Origin of the sequence: Photobacterium sp. 2_MG-2023, from assembly GCF_030547675.1 — a bacterium.
In the GTDB taxonomy this organism is placed as follows: Bacteria; Pseudomonadota; Gammaproteobacteria; order Enterobacterales; family Vibrionaceae; genus Photobacterium; species Photobacterium arenosum.
Window position 1 is genome coordinate 17,456 of record NZ_JAUOQQ010000017.1, and the last position, 18,231, is coordinate 35,686.

General features: G+C 49.7%; 13 protein-coding genes. 10 read left to right on the plus strand and 3 right to left on the minus strand.

Annotated features, from left to right (window positions below; genetic code table 11):
• Window positions 1-2: 2 nt before the first annotated feature.
• Entirely contained in the window at window positions 3-2,027 is a 2,025-nt protein-coding gene (locus Q4491_RS14265) for a TonB-dependent receptor (RefSeq protein ID WP_303458342.1), read from the minus strand.
• 229 nt (window positions 2,028-2,256) lie between these two features.
• On the opposite strand from Q4491_RS14265, the gene moeB reads away from it, so the two are divergent.
• From moeB to Q4491_RS14315, 10 genes are read left to right on the plus strand one after another with little or no spacing between them, the layout of a single operon-like run.
• On the plus strand, window positions 2,257-3,423 hold the full coding sequence (gene moeB, locus Q4491_RS14270) for a molybdopterin-synthase adenylyltransferase MoeB (RefSeq protein ID WP_192016402.1): 1,167 nt from the start codon (window positions 2,257-2,259) through the stop codon (window positions 3,421-3,423).
• A 10-nt stretch (window positions 3,424-3,433) separates the two neighbouring features.
• On the plus strand, window positions 3,434-3,841 hold the full coding sequence (locus Q4491_RS14275) for a Mov34/MPN/PAD-1 family protein (RefSeq protein WP_192016403.1): 408 nt from the start codon (window positions 3,434-3,436) through the stop codon (window positions 3,839-3,841).
• Between the two features lie 9 nt (window positions 3,842-3,850).
• Window positions 3,851-4,123 carry a MoaD/ThiS family protein gene (locus Q4491_RS14280; protein ID WP_192016404.1) on the plus strand — a complete coding sequence of 91 codons (273 nt, stop codon included), beginning with the start codon at window positions 3,851-3,853 and terminating at the stop codon, window positions 4,121-4,123.
• Between the two features lie 46 nt (window positions 4,124-4,169).
• Window positions 4,170-5,834: a CoA transferase gene (locus tag Q4491_RS14285; protein WP_192016405.1), complete on the plus strand. Its 1,665-nt coding sequence runs from the start codon at window positions 4,170-4,172 to the stop codon at window positions 5,832-5,834.
• Window positions 5,831-7,495, plus strand: coding sequence for a class I adenylate-forming enzyme family protein (locus Q4491_RS14290; RefSeq protein ID WP_237796307.1), 1,665 nt, complete (start codon window positions 5,831-5,833; stop codon window positions 7,493-7,495). The genes Q4491_RS14285 and Q4491_RS14290 overlap by 4 nt, the downstream gene beginning before the upstream one ends.
• A 1-nt stretch (window position 7,496) precedes the next feature.
• On the plus strand, window positions 7,497-8,717 hold the full coding sequence (locus Q4491_RS14295; RefSeq protein ID WP_237796305.1) for a CynX/NimT family MFS transporter: 1,221 nt from the start codon (window positions 7,497-7,499) through the stop codon (window positions 8,715-8,717).
• Window positions 8,717-9,769 (plus strand): hypothetical protein, encoded by a 1,053-nt coding sequence (locus Q4491_RS14300; RefSeq protein WP_192016408.1) that lies wholly within the window; start codon window positions 8,717-8,719, stop codon window positions 9,767-9,769. The genes Q4491_RS14295 and Q4491_RS14300 overlap by 1 nt, the downstream gene beginning before the upstream one ends.
• 20 nt (window positions 9,770-9,789) lie before the next feature.
• On the plus strand, window positions 9,790-12,180 hold the full coding sequence (locus Q4491_RS14305; RefSeq protein ID WP_303458349.1) for a hypothetical protein: 2,391 nt from the start codon (window positions 9,790-9,792) through the stop codon (window positions 12,178-12,180).
• 10 nt (window positions 12,181-12,190) lie between these two features.
• Entirely contained in the window at window positions 12,191-14,707 is a 2,517-nt protein-coding gene (locus Q4491_RS14310; RefSeq protein ID WP_192016410.1) for an aminotransferase class III-fold pyridoxal phosphate-dependent enzyme, read from the plus strand.
• A gap of 35 nt (window positions 14,708-14,742) precedes the next feature.
• Window positions 14,743-15,909 (plus strand): acyl-CoA dehydrogenase family protein, encoded by a 1,167-nt coding sequence (locus Q4491_RS14315; RefSeq protein ID WP_192016411.1) that lies wholly within the window; start codon window positions 14,743-14,745, stop codon window positions 15,907-15,909.
• On the opposite strand, the gene Q4491_RS14320 is transcribed toward Q4491_RS14315, so the two are convergent.
• Together Q4491_RS14320 and Q4491_RS14325 are read right to left on the minus strand one after the other, a co-directional pair.
• Window positions 15,906-17,117 carry an MFS transporter gene (locus tag Q4491_RS14320; protein ID WP_303458352.1) on the minus strand — a complete coding sequence of 404 codons (1,212 nt, stop codon included), beginning with the start codon at window positions 17,115-17,117 and terminating at the stop codon, window positions 15,906-15,908. The two genes, Q4491_RS14315 and Q4491_RS14320, sit on opposite strands and share 4 nt — an antisense overlap.
• Entirely contained in the window at window positions 17,107-18,111 is a 1,005-nt protein-coding gene (locus Q4491_RS14325) for an AraC family transcriptional regulator (protein WP_303458354.1), read from the minus strand. The genes Q4491_RS14320 and Q4491_RS14325 overlap by 11 nt, the downstream gene beginning before the upstream one ends.
• Window positions 18,112-18,231: the final 120 nt, after the last annotated feature.

Consider the following 18,231-nt stretch of genomic DNA (forward strand, 5'->3'; position numbering starts at 1 on the left):
GCTCACCATTGATAGTTAGCGGTAATTGAAAATGTACGCGGCTGAGTGTCTTCGACAATGGCGCCCGCAGGTGTGTTGACAGCGCGGCTGAAGATTTCCTCATCAAAGAGGTTATTGACAGCAAAGGTCAGCGTAACCGGACTCAACAGATAGGTGGCACTGAAGTCGACCACTTCATAAGCATCCTGTTTGAGGGTGTTTTGGCTGTCGAAGAAATAGGTGTCGCTGCCCCTGACCGCAAGCTCAGTATCCAGCGTGGGTAACGGCGAATACCTGAGGCCGACAGACCAAGTGTAATCGGGTGTGTATGGCAGGTCGTTTGTTGTCTGCCCTGAAGCATTATTACTGGTTTGCTGGCCTTCACCATGCTGCAGGCCGACTTGTGTTCTGACGGACCAGAGCGAGTTGAACTGCCAGTCAGCCAGCATTTCTAAACCATAAATATCCGCTTCAGCGGCATTTGTCATTTTCTGAACCATGCCAGGCAAAATGTCGAGCATCTGTTTATCTCGGATCTGGTTATAGAAGAGGGCAGCTTCTATGTGCAGGTCGTGATCTAGCCAGTCACTCTGATAGCCAGCTTCAAAGCTGTTGGTGTATTCCGCATCATAGGTGAAATTGTCATCTGACAGAGCAGAGCTGTAATTAAACCCGCCGGGCAGATAGCCGGTGGACCAGCTGAGATAGGCCAGTTGTTGTGGCGAAAACCGGTAATGGCTGATCAGATTGGGTAACCACTGTGTATCGTCCAGCGTCTGAGTTACATTTTGCGGGCTAACGCCTGACATTGCGCCTTCCTGCTCTGAATGCTCTACCCGCAAACCTGCAGTCAAGCTGAGTGCAGGCGTGAGCGGTATTTGCAGATGACCAAAACCAGCGATCCCTCTATGTTCGATTAAGGTATCACGGGCAAGACCTGAAAAGCCCATAGTGAAATCAACGTGTGTGTCCTGCTGAAATAAGTAGGTTCCCGCTGCCCACTGCAAGCCAGAAGCCTGAGTGCCGGCAATGCGGATCTCCTGAGAAACAGAAATGTCGTGAAGGTATGAGGTCGTGGCGGCTATCGGTGCGGGGCCTGTGTCCGGATCAATAATGAAATCTTGCAAATAATCGGTATAACCGGTGATAGCCGTTAGCGCCATTGGGCCGAAATCGTGGTCGATACGCAGTGAATGCACGGATGTGGTTTCGTTTTCATCTGAGAGCGTATTTTGATTTACGACGAATCGCTCGGTTGCCAGCGGGCCTGTCAGATAACGCATTGTGGCTCTGCCATCATCACTGTCTTGCCACCGGCTGCGCACTTGTATGGCCGTTTGTGCATTGGGTGCGTAAGTCATTCCTGCCATTACATGGAGGCGAGTTAATTCGTTCTCATTACTGGATTGTCTGAACTGGTTATAGTAGGGGCTTTCTGCATCTAGTGAACGGACTGCCAGTATTCCTGCAATCGTTTCTGAGCCTCCTTGGATACCAGCTTCAATCTGATGGCCAGGCGCACTGCTTTCGCCTCCTTTAGACTGAAGATAGCTGTATGCTCCCCAGCCGGACATCTCGCGACCGGGAGTGAGGCTATGTACTTTGATTACTCCGGATTCAGAATTTCTGCCGTAATAACTGCCCTGAGCGCCTTTGATGAGGTCAATATAGTCGATACCCAGCAAATCCGGGGCTTGCCGGATACCCAGAGGCAAAGATACATCGTCAATCATATAACCTACAGGGCTGCTCAAACCCGTATCCAGTGATGACTGACCGCGGATGACAACCCTGGGCTGGACGGAAGAATTCTCGACAATGGTATTGGCAGCATACTGGCTGAGGCGCTCTATATTTTCCTGGGCAGGTGTGGCAATACTTTCTGACGGAATAAAGTGGCGCGTGGCGGGTATATCCTGTCCGGATTCTGGCCAGTATTTTGCTTCAACGACAATAATGTCATCAGGTGCTGTGTGGGGGATTTGATCTTGAGCATTGAGACAGGTGACTGGCAATACCCCTAGCCCGATGATGTGATGCCGTTTCATTATTTTTCTCCGCAACGAAATACTTGCATCACTATAGGGGCTGTAACTATTTGCGATATAAAATGCAGAACAAACCGATATCAAATTGCGAACAAATAAGCGGGTGTTCGTCATTTGATAGAAAAAAGCTCGCCGTTTGATATTTTTTATTTCCCTTCTTCTCTTTAATACAAAGTGAAAATGAGTTGGTCTTCAAAAGTAAAGGCCGGAAAATTTCAGAGGGTTAGATATGAAACTATTACCAATAGTAGAACCTGCTCCAAATCTGTTGAGAGAAGAAAAAGAGAGATATAGTCGTCATTTATTGTTACCAGATATTGGATATATCGGTCAGTGTCGGCTAAAGAATGCCAAAGTGCTGGTGATTGGAGCCGGTGGACTTGGTTCTCCTGCGTTGCTTTATTTGGCCGCCGCTGGGGTTGGAACCTTGGGTATTATTGATTTTGATGATGTTGAAGAATCAAACCTGCAGCGACAAATTATTCACGGTATTTCTGATGTAGGTAAGAATAAAGCGGACAGTGCACGAAATGCGGTTGAAAATATTAACCCATTCATTGAAGTGATTTGTCACTATGAGCGACTGGAACCGGAAAATGCTCTGTTGATTATTAGTCAGTATGATTTGATTCTGGATGGCACAGATAATTTTTCAACCCGTTATTTAGTGAATGATGCTTGCGTATTAGCAAAGAAACCTTATGTGTGGGGATCCATTTTTCGGTTTGAAGGTCAGGCATCGGTTTTTTGGGAAGACGCGCCTGAAGGGCAGGGGCTGAATTATCGCGATCTGTATCCTGCACCACCGCCACCTGAACATGCGCCGTCTTGTTCTGAGGGAGGTGTACTTGGCGTGCTTTGTGCGGCAATTGGTAGTGTCATGGCAACGGAAGCCATCAAACTGATCACAGGAGCAGGTACCAGTCTGCTTGGTCGCCTGATGGTTTATGATGCGTTGGACATGACCTATCGCACCCTGCCATTGCGCAAAGCACCTAATCGTAAGCCCATTCATGCTCTGAGTGATTATCAGATGCTGTGCGGCTTGAATAACACAGTTTCTGATGTCGCTGTTCCGCAAATAGCGCCGTTAGATTTAGCGCGTATTCTTGAGCAGAAAGCGACCTTTCAGCTGGTTGACGTCCGGGAGCCGGGTGAGCGCGAAATTTGCCATATACCGGGTTCTGTCAGTATTCCCCAACGAGACATCATCAGCGGTAAAGGCTTATCCCAGCTCGATCGACAGCTGCCGGTGATCCTGTACTGCAAGATGGGTGGACGTTCACGTAAAGCGCTGCTGGCATTACAAGAACAAGGCTTTGAGGATCTGAAAAACCTCGAAGGCGGCATTCTGAATTGGATTCAGCAGGTTGATCCAAATATGGCAAGTTACTGAGGATATCTGGATGTTAGTACTGACTCAGTCTCAAATTGACGCCATCGTTGCACATGCGCGGCAGGAGCATCCTCTCGAGGCCTGCGGGTTAATCGTTGGTCCGGCAGGCAGCGATATCCCATCGGCGGTCATCCCTATGCGCAATATCGCTGAATCTGAAGTGTATTTCCGCTTTGATTCTAAACAACAGCTTCAGGTCTGGCGTCAGATGGAAGAGGAAGGTAGTGAGCCTATTGTGCTGTATCACTCTCACTCAGGCTCGCGGGCCTATCCCAGCCGTGAAGATTTGGCCTTTTCTCTTACGCCACATACTCACCATGTCATTGTTTCGACCTCCCCTGATTCGTATCTGGAAGTCCGAAGTTTCAGGTATCTGGAAGGACGTCCGGTTGAAGAAAACATTAAGATTATTCAATAAGGAAAACTCATGTCTGTCACTATTCATATTCCAACTATTCTTCGCGTTTTGACAAATGATCAGAAAACCGTCACATCGTCAGGTAACAGCGTTAAAACAGTGATCGAAAATCTGGACGTCGACTTTCCCGGCATTAAAGCTCGTTTAGTTGAAAATGAGCAAGTCCATGGCTTCATTAATTTATATGTCAATGATGAGGATATTCGTTTTGGTGAAGGGCTGAATACTGCTGTCTCGGCCGGTGATGCCATTACTATTCTTCCAGCCGTCGCTGGCGGTTAATGTTCCGGGCTTTTAATCAGTCTTCAATAATGCAGAGTGAAAAGTCATGTCGAAATCAGCATATTTTCAATCGTTAAACCTGACGGGTAATTTCAGTCAGGCCAGTGACGCATTTTCCCCTTTTATTCAGGCACTTTATTCTCAGGCGGTGAAGCTGGGAATTCGGTTCGAGGATCGAAATAACGAAACGGCCCCGAATGAATTGCATCTGGCACTGAGTGAGCAGGATGGCATTGCATTCACTGTTATGGTTACAACGCCGATTGTAGACGGTGAGGTGTGTGGTGAGGGGGCGTTACAGGTATTAACCGGTTTGGCTTCGGTTCATTCACGCTCTCTGGATCGTCAGGTGACGTTAGGGGTCGATTATATTTCCATCGCGGGTGCATCTCTGGTTGTGCAGCAATTATTTGCTGGCCTGACCGGGAAGCATCGTGGGATGACTTGCGATCAAACTGTTTTTGATTTGCGACAAGCAGGCCTGTTAGCGGTAGGACAATATATGGCCGGGGCTACAACAGCCTCTGATCCCGAGTGTTTTTCCAGTGGCCAGTCGGATCCCTCTGTTCGACCACCGTTCACATCTAAAGACGGTGTTTTGTTTGAGCTGGAATCCTTGTCACCGCAGCGTTGGCAGGCATTCTGGCTGTCCCTGGGCGCGGCTCCGAAAGATGTCAGCCAAGGTTGGCATGCGTTTATGCAGCGCTATGCCAAGGCTATTGCCCCGTTACCTCCGGCGATGCCATCACTGTTAGCTGAACACGATTTTAGTGATTTGGAAAAAGTAGCAATAAAAGAGGGAGTTGCAATTACGGCAGTGCGCTCTTTGCAAGCGCGGAGAGAGGATGACGATGTCGAGGCCCTGTTGTCTCAGGGGCCATGGCATTTCATGTTTCAGCAGTCTGATTCTGTTTGTCCTCTGCCTTTCAGTACTGAGCCCGGAGGGCTTCCTTTATCAGGTATCAGCATAGTGGAATCCTGCCGTCGGATTCAGGGGCCGCTGGCCGGTTACATTCTGGCAGCGCTTGGAGCAAGTGTGACGCGCATTGAACCGTTAGGAGGAGACCCGTTACGCGGTATGCCTCCGCTTGCCGATGATTGTTCGGCCCGCTTTTCGGCACTGAACGGTAACAAGCAGGTGATTGAAGTCGATATCAAGTCAGAAGCGGGCCGGGCACAGGTGACTGCATTATCTGGTGATGCCGATATGTTCATTCACAACTGGGCGCCCGGCAAGGCAGCAGAGCTCCGTCTGGACATGACTGAACTGAGTAAAGCTAACCCTGATCTTGTGTATGTCTATGCAGGAGGCTGGGGGCAAATGGACAGCACAATCCAGATACCCGGTACTGACTTTATGGCTCAGGCCTATTCGGGACTGGCCGATGTGATTAGCCGGCACTCGGGTATTCCGGGAGGGACGCTTTTTACGGCTACGGATGTTTTTGGCGGTATTCTGGCCGCTCAGGCTGCGGTAATGGCGTTGTACTGTCGAGTGAAGGGGCAATCTGGCATATACGCCGAAAGCTCATTGCTCGGTGCAGCCACTCTGCTGACCGAACCGGCATTACAAGGTGATGCCTGCGACTGCAGTTCTTTGATGCATAGCGATTACATCGAGTTAGCGTCCCTCTCATCTGCTAATGAAACCGAACCTTTCCTGACAACCCGGGCGTTTACCCAGTTAAGCTCATTATGGAGGCCGCAATGAATTCTGCAGGCATTATCAATCTGGTTCCTACACAAGTACGTACACAGTGGAAAGCTGAAGGTGCTTATCCGGACATCACTGTTTTTGATGCTTTCACCCAGCAGGCCAGGCGACAGCCGGATGCTATTGCAGTGTGTTCCAGTGAAGGAAGCCATCGATTTGAGGAGATCTATCAGCACAGTCTCAAAGTCGCAAATGGATTGGCGCAGGCCGGAATGGTGAAGGGAGATGTGCTGGTTTACCAATTGGGCAATAGCTGGCGATCACTGGTGATTGACATGGCCGCGGCCGCGATTGGTGTGGTGGTGTGTCCCATCCCGCCAGGAAGGGGCAAGCTGGATATTGAGTCCATACTCAAGCGATGCCAGGCCAGAGCTATTATCGTAGAACATCACTCGGAAGGTGAAGATGTTTGCGCAATGCTGGAGACTCTGCGGCCATTGTTGTTGTCATTGCGTTTGCTCATTACCGTAGGTGAACAGCGTCAGGGCTGGTGCGATTTTGCTGATTTACTGAATGCTAGCGCTTTGCCTGAATGCCCGGCACTGTCGCCGGATGATCCTGTTCGCTTTTTGGTGTCGTCAGGTACTGAATCTGAACCCAAACTGGTGGCTTATTCGCACAATGCGCTGTTGGGCGGCAGAGGGCGGTTTATGGCATTACTGTCGGACGGGAAACCACGATTCGCCCCGCTTTACCTGATGCCTCTGGGGTCGGCTTTTGGTTCGACAGCCAGTTCGTGTGTGATGGCCTTACTTGGCGGTACTGTCATTATTCTGCCTAAATTCTCCGTAGATGCAGCGATTGACGCGATTCGCATGTTCAGGCCGACTCATGTTCTGGGCGTGCCGACTATGTTTCAGCGCTTGGCATCCGATGATCGTTTGGCTGCGCTCGATTTGAGGGATCTTGTCGCCTTAGTGAGCGGCGGCGCATTGATCGATGAAGCCACGATTAACCGGTGTTATGAGGCTTTTGGCTGCCAGTTCATTAACCTGTACGGTTCGGCAGATGGAGTGAATTGCTTTAATGCGTTGACCGATAGCAGGGAAAAGGTTGCGGCAACCGTTGGTAAGCCGGATCCATCAATCTGTGAAATCCGGGTTGTTGACGATCACCATCAGCCGCTGGAACAGGGTGAGATCGGCGAAATTGCAGCGCGTGGCCCCATTACGCCGATGCAGTATGTTAACTCGCCAGTGCTGGATGAAACTTATCGGGATCAGCAAGGCTGGGTCTATACCGGCGATCTGGGCTGTATAGACAGTGACGGTTACCTGAATCTGATGGGGCGCAAGAAAGATGTGATCATTCGCGGTGGTGTGAATATCAGTCCTGCCCAGATAGAAAAACTGATGACACAACATCCGAATGTTGTCAGCGCTTCCTGCGTCGCTGTTCCTGATCATGACCTGGGTCAACGCGTTTGCATTTGTCTGTCATTACAGCAGGGTACATCACCACTTTCTCTGAATGACGTTACCCAGTATTTACACCAGCAAGGTCTTGAAAAACATAAGTGGCCAGAATTCTTAAGTCACTTTAGTCAGTTACCGCTAAGTCCGGCCGGTAAAGTTGATAAACCGTCTATCACTAAGTGGTTAGCCAGTTTGCCACAACCTGAACAGTCGGAAGCGTCCCAGGTTAGCAGGGAGAGATAATATGCGTGAATCCCCCAATTCCTCTCAGGCTCAATTCGCGCCTCAGATAGAAGCGAAAACAGACTATACCTTACTGCTTACGCTGCTAATGGCAATGGCTTTACCCATGCTCATTTTGTATGCCAGTGGTGCGCTTGCGCCATTAATGCTGGCTGATGAACATATTAATGCCGAGCTGTTAGGCATGTTTACACTGGCAGCTTTTGGCGTGGCCGCGCTATTGTCTGCGCAGGCGGGTCGCTGGGTAAGGAAGTGGGGATTGCGACGCTCAGCCACTGCTTTGTTTTTGTTAACAGGGGTGTCTTTTGCCGCGTTAGTGCTCTTTGAACATTGGTTCGGGATGTTAATAGCGATTGCGGTATGCGGTGTGTCGCAGGCATTGGCGAACCCTGTCACTAATCAGGCGATTGCACTTCAGGTCCCCCCTGCGCGTAAAGCTTTCATGGTTGGAGTGAAGCAGTCCGGTGTTCAACTATCGGCACTGGCTGCCGGCTCCGTTTTATCTTTGGCTGCCTCATTGTGGGGATGGCGTACCGCGTTTGCTTTCGTTATTCCTCTGTGTCTGCTAATGGCATTTCTTGCCGCTGGGCGAAATTGGAAACCCAAAGTCCATGCCGCACCGCCACCTGCCAGAGGCGAAGCGAACCGCGCCTGGTTACTTTATGTTATGCAAATGCAGGCAAGCGTAGGGATCACACTGGCAGCCTTCATTACTCAGGTACCTGCTTTTGCTTCTCAAAGTGGCATGTCTGCCCGGCAGGCGGCATTTTTAATCACATTGTTTGGGCTGATGGGTATTTTATCCCGCCTTGTACTTACGCCGCTAGCCAGCAGGTTACGCCACGAGTCTGATTTACTGATTGTGCTGTATGCCATAGCGGCTATAGCTCTGGTGGTTACTTTTGGTGCCGGTACCGAACACCTGTGGATGATTTACGCAGGTGTCGCAGGGATAGGCGGAACCTTGGTGGCGACGAACTCAGTCGCCATGGCAATGATCATCAAGTATCCGGGTTTTGGTGAAGTGCCAGTAGCGTCAGGAAAAGTGTCAATGGCGTTTTTCGGTGGCATTGCAACGGGCTCTCTGCTGTTTCAAGGGGTCGTCCTGCTGGCAGGTTCTTTATATGCAGGGGTCGGACTTTTGCTGGCGTGTCTCATTTCATGCATATGGGCAGCCAAGCGCTTACGGGCGTCGGTAACAAAAGCAGGGTGCACACAGTGATGGCAGTATCTCATATGACAAGGGCTGAAATTATCTCCGGGTTGGCGGCGCACATACTGACAACTGATTTGCAATCAGAAGGGCAGTTTCCACTTTTCCGCAAAACCGGTAATGAGTGGGTGATGTCATCCCGTGGCTCTTGGATCGCAGGGTTTTGGTCTGGCTGTTTATGGCTGGCCGGGTACGCGACGGATTCTGACACCTTGCAAAACCGGGGGCGTCGCCGTTGGAATCAGATAGCACAGGGACTGAATGCCGACTCAGTATTCAGAGCAATGAATGCTTGGTATGGCTTTGGCCCGGTTGCCCGGCTAACCAATGATAGCGAGGCCGAAACCCTGTTGACTGAGTGTCAGAGTCAATTGTCGGCAACATTCGCACACTGGGAAGGCTTTCCTTTAGGAACAGCGATGGGGGGCGGGGAGGCTGGCAATAACAGAATAACCATTGATCCCTGCGCGGCGCTGATTGAAATGGGCCGGCATGCTGACTGGCAGTCTATGCCTATGGCGCATACCAAGTTAATGGTGAGCCAATTAATGACAGCCAAAGGTGATTTTTATACCCATAGCTTATTTCGAAACGCTTGGCATCCGGAAGGTATCAGTGGGGAATGGCCAAGAGGACAAAGCTGGGGAGTATTAGCAATGGCAACAGCTGCATTGTATGACCCAGAAACCTATCAGGAAAAAGCTCAGCATTGCTGCGAGCGCTGGTGGCAGCGTTTTGGTGTATCTATTCCGTTCAATACCGCTCAGGACAGTGTGTTATTGCCAGATGCCTCTGCAAGCCTGATTAGCGTGGTGGCTTATTTGAAAATGCACCAGGTGATGGGGGGCGTTGGCGAATGGAAGGACAGAGCAGTTGCCATGTTGGACTCTGTTCTGGCGAGTGATTGTGTCACCGGTAACACAGAGGGTATTCGCTTTTCTGGTTGCTGTTATGCCACTGCTGCGAACCGTCAGGATAGCGTAGAAATGCCTTACGGTTATTTCTTTTTATTGCAGGCTTTGCTGATTGTATCGGGAAGAGTGGAAGCCAGTGCATTTTAATCTGAGTGAGGAGAGTTCAAGTGCATCGAAACATAGGGATTTGTGTGATAGCCCGCTCTGCCGAAGTTCGTAACGGGGTACGGCATGCGATCGACAAGTTACATTCAGCTATGGCCGCGGAAAACGGACAGCTTGCCAAATGGCATTCCGGGGTCAACCTGCCGCAGGAAGAAATATTTAATCACTTGTTGAGTCAGGCTAAACATTACCTCAGAGACGCAGAGGAACACCATCAGTTTTCTTTTCATATCTGTGAATTTTGCTCAGCAGAGGAAGCCAGGACTGCACTCATGGCGGCGGATTCTTCCCCGATAGATGTGATCATTGCGGATGACATTTTGCTTTCGTCTGAAAGTGGGCAAACACTATGCCAACACTTTTGGTCGGTTCTTGAGTGTAACCCTGGCAGAGTTTCATCTTATTCATTTCTGCTGTCATTACCGGATCTGTCAATGGCTGAAGGGCGTTCACCCGGTATGGTGGCCTTGAGCATTCAGCAAGAAGCGCCTTTGATCTGGGAAATGCAGATTCTGAAAACCCTGATGGATCATCTGGACAGCGCTTATATTAATAAATTGCTGGCAAGAACCCTGGCAGCCACCCCAACCGTTTCTACCACGGCGCGATTTATCCATCGCTTTATGTCACTGAACTTTCCGGATCGCTGGGATTTTCACTATTACACAGGTTCCATGATCTCTGGGTTTATCGACTCAATGTTCCGGTTATCCGAAAATTCTGCCACGTTATGTGAAAGCGGGCCCAATGAACACAGTCTGGCTGTGTCGGCACTTTGTGGCTGGCAGTTGTCTCAGCGTGGTTATGTCATTGCAATTACGTCAGGTATGATCGATGAATTTCGCGGGACCTTATACAATCTAAAACGTGCAAATGCGCCAGGTATCATATTGTGTGCTGACAGTCCTGATACGAGCTGGTTTCCGTTTCAGGGGACAATGCACTGCGATTATGATGGGCGTGAGACACTGGCAGCCAAAGGAATTCCCTGTGTTTACCTGAACGATAAATCGACGCTGGCGGAGCGACTGGCTGAGGTTGCCCGTATTCAGCAGACGCAACCCGGTCCGGTATTCGTGATTGCCACCCAGCAGATGCTGGAGTGTGTTTTGAAAGAGGGCTTAGTACCTGCCCCCGAACAATGTTTGCTGCCTGTGGCAAGATCAAACGTTGAACCGGACCGGCTGGCAGAAGTCATGAATCTGTTGAATCATTCTAAGCGACGTATTCTCTGGCAATGCAGTCATTTGACCGATCATGAGCGTGATTTGGTCTACCGGATTGCCCGTAAGGCCGGTATTGCTTTAGCCGATTCAATGGTGTCTCCCGGTTCAGTGTGTGATTACTACCAGCAGCAGCCTGTAGATAACTATGTAGGAACATTCTCTGTGTACGGCTTTAACCGTAAAGTCTTCCGTTATCTGCATCAGGAACAACAATTAGCTGACCCGGCCTCCCAAAGCCTCTTCTTTCTGAAGAGCAAAGTTGATCAAGCGGCTTCTCCTCTTTCACCCGGTAAATTGAAAAACAAGTGCCACATTGTTCAGGTGAACAGGAAACAAGAGCATATTTCGCCCTTTACCGATCTAGGTGTTGTCAGTGCATTGCTGCCATTCTTAGAGTCAGTTTATACCAGACTGGATGTTGATTCAGAGGTGCTGGATTTCCGGCAGTCTGAGTTAGACAGGGTGCAGGCAGAACCTGAAACCATGCCATCGGATTGGCTGTCGCAGCTTCCTATGTCTCCAAACTTTTTCTTTGCCTCCCTGGGTTCCTTGTTACATCAGAAGATTGTTCAGGACGGATATCGATACTTGGGGGTGTACGATGTTGGTCGCTGCGGAATGAGTGCGATTCGTAATTTGCCGAAGACAGATAAAGGGTTTTCAGGTTGGTATGGCAGGGCGCTCATGGGGGATGCATTGATGGCTCTGCCTTACCTGGCGCGAACGTCCAAACTTCCCATTCTGGCGTTTATCGGAGACGGGGCACGAGCATTAGTGCCGGACATAGAACGCCAGACACAGGCTGCACTTGCGCAAAACCCTCATCGGGATCAAATCAGTATTACCGTTTTCTATTTGTGTAACGGGGTGCTGTCTATGATTCGTTCCTATCTTGATAATCGCAGTGCGAGCAGTAATACCAGACAGGTTTCTTTGTTACAGACGCATGATGTATCGCAGAGCGGCCGTTTGGAGGGGCGGTATTCTCTGGACTGCCCTCCGATTGTTCGTGAGCGGTGGGAGCGTTTTGATCCAGAGCAATGTCAGGCTCGGTTAACCAAGCAGCACGGCCTGCATTTCATTGATGTGGTACTCGCTCATAACTCAGACGGTGATGGATTAAGCCTGTTGTCGGAAGCGGCATGGCATCGAATAAACGTAGCATAAGGATTTGATAGTGAAATTTGGTTTTATTGCCCACCCAACGTCCGTGCCGCTCAAACGGCATGCGAAACTGATGGATATGTTTGGCCGGATGAGCCGGGAGCAGGCTTATGGTTTTTCGCCTGAAAACTGGCAGAAAGAAAATGTGGTTCCCTTTACACGATTTGAGCGGGTGGTTAGTGCTACGGGGGCGCAATGCAGCGGTATTGTTCACTACATGCCACTTACTGCTGAAGAAATGCTGAGTCAGCCTCAGGTGATGACTGACAGAGTCGTTGAAGGGATCCATCAGTTACAGCAGGAAGGCGCAGAGTTGGTCGGACTGGGCGGCTTTACCGGCATAGTCGGGCAGCGTGGCATGCAGACAGCGAAACGGGCAAAGCTACCGGTTACAACAGGTAATTCTCTGACAGCGTATGTCGCTTATAAAAATGTATTGGATGCATTGGCAGAGTTGGAGGTCAGTGAAGATGGTGCTGAGGTCGCTATTGTCGGATATCCGGGTTCCATTGCATTAGTGATTGCACGCTTGCTGTTGCCACATGGAGTGCGACTGCGTTTGGTCCACCGTCACCGGGAATCTTCACCGGCACATTTGCTTGCTTACCTGCCGGAGCAGTACCACCGACAAGTCATCTTGACCAATGATTTGTCGTCCTGTTATCAGAATATGCTTTTTTATGTTGCAGCTACTTCGTCAGGTGGCGTGATTGATCCTGCCCGGCTGCTGCCAGGCTCAGTTGTGGTGGATGTTGCTTTACCGCGTGATGTGATGGAACAGGCATCGCCCAGGAGCGACTTGCTGTTGATTGACGGCGGGCTGATTTCTGCCAGTGAAGAGGTTTCATTTGGGGGCGTTCAGCCTGAATTTGACCCCAAAATGTTTATGAACGGCTGTTTGGCTGAAACCCTGATACTGGCATTGGAAGGTCGGGCTGAAGCCTTTTCTATCGGTAGGGAGCTAGACAGTAAGCGCGTACTCGAAATCGGTGAAATTGCTCAGCGTCATGGCTTTTTTCCGACGCCGATTGCCAGCCTTGGGCGCAAAGTGACCAAGCAGCACTGGTCGGCAGTCAGGCAGTTTCATCATTCGCGTAACATAAATGTCGGCGTTTTGGCTGAACGGAGTGAGCTGACATTAAACCAGACGAGATCGCGTTTTGCGCAGTATATTAATCCGGAAATGGCCCGATTTTATGAACATCATCATTTAGAGCGGGTGTTTGTTAAAGGCCAGGGAGCGATCCTGACTGATACGTCAGGCGCTGAATATCTGGACTTTGTGTCCGGTTACGGCTGTGTCAATGTCGGCCATAACCATCCTTCCATTACCGAGGCAATGACCAATTACCTGGTGTCTCAGCAACCAACCTTTATTCAGTACGTGTCTATGCCGTATCAGGCCTCTTTGCTGGCAGAACAGCTGGCTGCTTTGGCGCCGGGTGATTTGTCCCGAGTCTTTTTGAGTAATTCCGGTACTGAAGCGGTTGAAGCAGCGATAAAGCTGGCCTTGGCGGCATCGGATAAATCGCAGATGCTGTACTGTGAAAATGGTTACCATGGTAAAACGCTGGGTGCGTTGTCTGTGACAGGGCGAGAAAAACACAGAAAACCATTCGAGCCTTTGCTTACACAATGCCATTCAGTGCCATTTGGCGATATAGCGGCACTGGAAGTGGCACTGGCAAAAGGCGGTATCGCAGCTTTTATCCTGGAGCCAATTCAGGGAGAGGGAGGGGTCATTTTACCCCCTGGCGGTTATCTCGAAGCAGTACGCAAGCTGTGTGATGATTATGGTTGTTTACTGATACTGGATGAGATTCAGACCGGACTGGGGCGCACCGGTAAAATGTTTTGCTGCGAGTGGGATAACGTCTGTCCTGATATCTTAGTTCTGTCTAAATCGTTGTCCGGTGGCATGGTGCCGATTGGCGCGACACTGTCCGCTTCCCGTGTCTGGGATGCCGCCTACGGCAGCACCGATCGTTTTGCACTTCATACCTCCACTTTTGGTGGTGGCAATCTGGCCGCGACTGCGGCTATTGCAACACTGGACATTATTGAAAAAGAGCAGCTTACAATCAGAGCAAGCACAACAGGTGTGATGCTCAAACAAGCGCTTGACGATATAGCCAGTGAATATCCCTTCATCAAAGCGGTAAGAGGAAAAGGACTCATGCTGGGTATTGAGTTTGAGCACTCTTTTTCCGGCAGTATAGCCGCCACAGTTGAGGAGTTGGCACATCGCTTTATGTGGGATGCCGCCGGGACTTACCATCAGATTTCAGACAAAGCCAAACAACACATTGATTCGGCTGTTGAGGATATTGAGAAAAGTCTCGAGGATATGTTTGTGCTGCGTGTTGTGACAAAGCTGGCAAAAGAGCATCAGATTCTGACGTTCATGACGGCAAACAGTAACCGTGTTATGCGTATTCAGCCTCCGCTCAACCTGAGCGAAAGCGATGCTATGCGGTTTATTCATGCATTTCGCCAAGTCTGTGAAGACCTGTCAACATTCAGGAATTAGGGGTAAACCGTGTATTTAAAGGAAGGAACCGATTGATGACAATTTTGACAGAAAGCCAGACAGTTTTGGTGGAACGTGCGCGTCTGTTCGCTCATGAGCAATTGCTGCCCTTTGAATCCAAGATCACTAAGTTTGCCACTCTGACCGACGATGATGCGAAACGGCTCACTCAAAAAGGTATAGAGGCTGGTTTTTTTGCCACGAATATTGCCACCGGGCTGGGTGGCAGAGGACTGAGTCTGTTTGAAAATGTACTGGTACAAGAGCAATTAGGTGTGACCAAAGATATTTTGGTCCGTCGTGCTACTGGCAACGTTTATGATTGCTTGACCTTGGCGAGCGCGTGTCAACGGGAGCAGTATCTGCAACCGTCGGTGGCGGGGAAACGTTGGGCGGCTTTAGCCGTATCTGAACCAGATGCAGGCTCCGATGTGGCAGCGATGAAAACGCAAGCGGTCAGAACCGACAGTGGATGGCTTTTGAAAGGAAGCAAACTGTATATCAGTGATGCCGACTATGCCGACTACTTTATTGTTGCTGCGAAAACGGCACCTGAGCGTGGAGTGAAGGGAATATCACTCTTTCTGGTTGATAAGCAGGCAGCAGGGTTCTCACTAGGGCAGCGCTTTAACATGATAGGTTTTGATGGCACCAGTCACAGAGAACTGATTTTTGATCAAATAGAGCTCGCTAACGATGCGTTATTAGGTGAAGAGAATCAAGGCTTTCAACTGCTCTGCAGTACTTTGGGCAAAGCGAGGCTGGCAAAAGTGGCCGCCAGAGGGTTAGGCAAGTGTGTCAGGTTGCTGCACGAAATGACAGAGCACGCTAAGCAAAGGCAGCAGTTTGGTCAGTCACTCTCCATGTTTGGAACTGTGCAGTCAAAGTTGGCAGATGGGGCCACAGGAATCCGCCTGTCCCGAGCACTGTTGTGGGAAACAGCGAAGCGAATGGATGCCGGAGAGGCTTGTAGGGAAGAAATCTCTATGCTGAAAGTGTATGTCTCTGAACTTTTGGGGCGATTAGCCGATGATGCGGTACAGCTGTTTGGGGCGTCAGGTTGCCATGATGGTGGCACTATTGAAAGCTTTTACCGTGACGCCCGTTTGTTCCGCATTATTGACGGTACGTCTGAAATTCACCGTAATATCATTTCAGGTTCTCTGCTCAAAAATGGGGTTTTACCGCTCTGTGACGTTTAACCCTCTGCGATAGCGTGTTGGCGCTGATGCAACAGAAACAGCGGCAACACAGCGAATAACAGCAGTGAGGCCCACACAGGGAAGAGCGCATCAGCCTGATACATTGCTGCCCCTGCCAATGGTCCGGCCGCCAGCCCTATCCCTTTACCAATAATATTGATTGAAGCGGCATAAGCCTGGTGGTTTATGCCTGCTTTTTGGCTCAACAGCGCGAGGTTAGCAGGCAGGACTAATCCCATGGCGAGGCCTGTCATTGCCATTGAAATCATCATTGCTAAATAGGTATCCGCCCGGATGAGCGCGGCTAAGCCGATACAGCCTAGCACCACCCCTCCGAAAAGAATATTCACTGGCCGGCTAATCGTTAAACAGGACAGCAGCACCTGGCTTAATGCCATACAGCCCATTGCCATCGTGAGCATAGCACCACTGCCTTTGAGCGCCTGCTGAGCGGTATAACTGAACTGATCCTGTAATCGTAAACCTGTGGTTTGCTGTATCAGGCCGTAGATAAAAATCACGACAAACGTAATCAGCACATAAGGCGCGATTGTTTTCAGAGGCAGTTTCTGAACGGGGGCAGATTTCTCACGAACGGTTTGCCTGACAAATGTGCTGTTAATACGGGGAAGATACAGCCAGTATGTCAGTAACATCAGCACCGCTATGATTAGCATTGAGTGAGGAAAGTACGCGACGCCGGTCAGCATGGCTGTACTGCCGCCAATTAAGCTGCCAATACCGAATGTGGCTCCCATCAGTCCCATGCCGGATACACGTTTTTGTTCTGGGGTAACATTGGCAATATGCGCCTGAATACTTGGCATCATCCCTGCAACCGCAATGGATTGAAAAATACGAATTGCCAGAAAACTGAGAAAAAGGGCGGTTGCAGACAAGATTAATGAGGATTGCAGGGTAAACAGAGCCGCACCCATAATCAGGAACAAAGCTGTCGATATGATACCGGAGCGAATAGCCGGCCGGCATCCGACGCTATCACTGTATCGTCCCCACCAGGGGGCGACCAGAAGCATAGTAAAGGCGGATAGGGAGAGAACAGCACCAGTTTGTATATCACTCATTCCCAGCACTCTCCCGGCAATCGGAAAGCTAATCATGAACAGGCTATGAGCGACGGCATTACCGATGAGTATTGCCATCAGAGGAAGGAGCGCGCGGATAGGGTTCGGCGGATTATTTTTCATTTTGAGAGGCTTTCTGTAGTTGATGAGAACGGTAACAAACAGGGGTGAACCCTTCATGATTTCGGAATGCATGGGTAAAGTGGCTGGCACTACTGAAACCGCACAGATGGGCAATATCCGTAATGCTTTGTGATGGGTCCTTCAGGTAGGTTTTTGCCAGATCTAAACGGTAGCTTCGCAGCCAGCAGAAAACCGTTTTACCGTACGTTTTCTTGAAATCCCGGTTTAAACGGGTATGGCTCATACCGACTTCTTTCGCCAGTTCGTACAAAGTCGGGGGATTTGCTAAAGCGGATACCAAAATATGACGCGCGCGCTCAATCGGTTTATTGTGTACAGGATTGGGGGGAGCTTCCGATGGCTGGACAGACTGTGCCAGAGGCACTAGCCAATGAGCCAATAATTCAAGCGCGCTTCCTTCTGCTTTAATGCGATCAAAAGGATTGTGAAGCGGATTGCTGATCAGAGGGGCGATCCATTCCTGGTTTTTTTGCTGTACAGCAACTTGTGCGCTGGGCATGGTAAAAATGGCGCTAAAGATTTCATCTTTTTCGCAAAATGCTTTTTTAAGGCGTTGAGTCGGAATTTTCAGTACAGCCATTTCGTGCGGAACGCCAGCACTGCTGTAACGGTAAAACGTGTTGCCTGTCAGGTTGAAAAGCCAGATGTCCCCGACATTGATAGTGTGAAGTTTTGAAGGATGAAAACCGAGCTGACTTTTACCTTTTAAACCAAATACCATCAACGTGGTGTCACTGTGATAATCAATTTTTGATAAGAGCGGTTCATCGCTTTGATAGGTGCTTTTGGTGAAGCAGACATCTTCTGCCAGACGGAAGCAGCGGAAGTGACTCTCGCCTTTATTGTCTGGAAATGTTATGTCGTACCACCCTAATGGGTTAAAAGCACACCTCTCATGTAAGCCGGGTGTGACCTGTGTGACTCCGGCCGTCGTGTCCTTGACGATAAGGTTATGAATAGGCTGAATTGACATGTCCGTATGCGCTTAATAATAATTATCATTTAGATTAACTAAATATATATGACTCTATAGACACATGCAACGATAAGCTTTATCGACGTGAATTGTGCAGACCAATTCTTATGCTGTTAT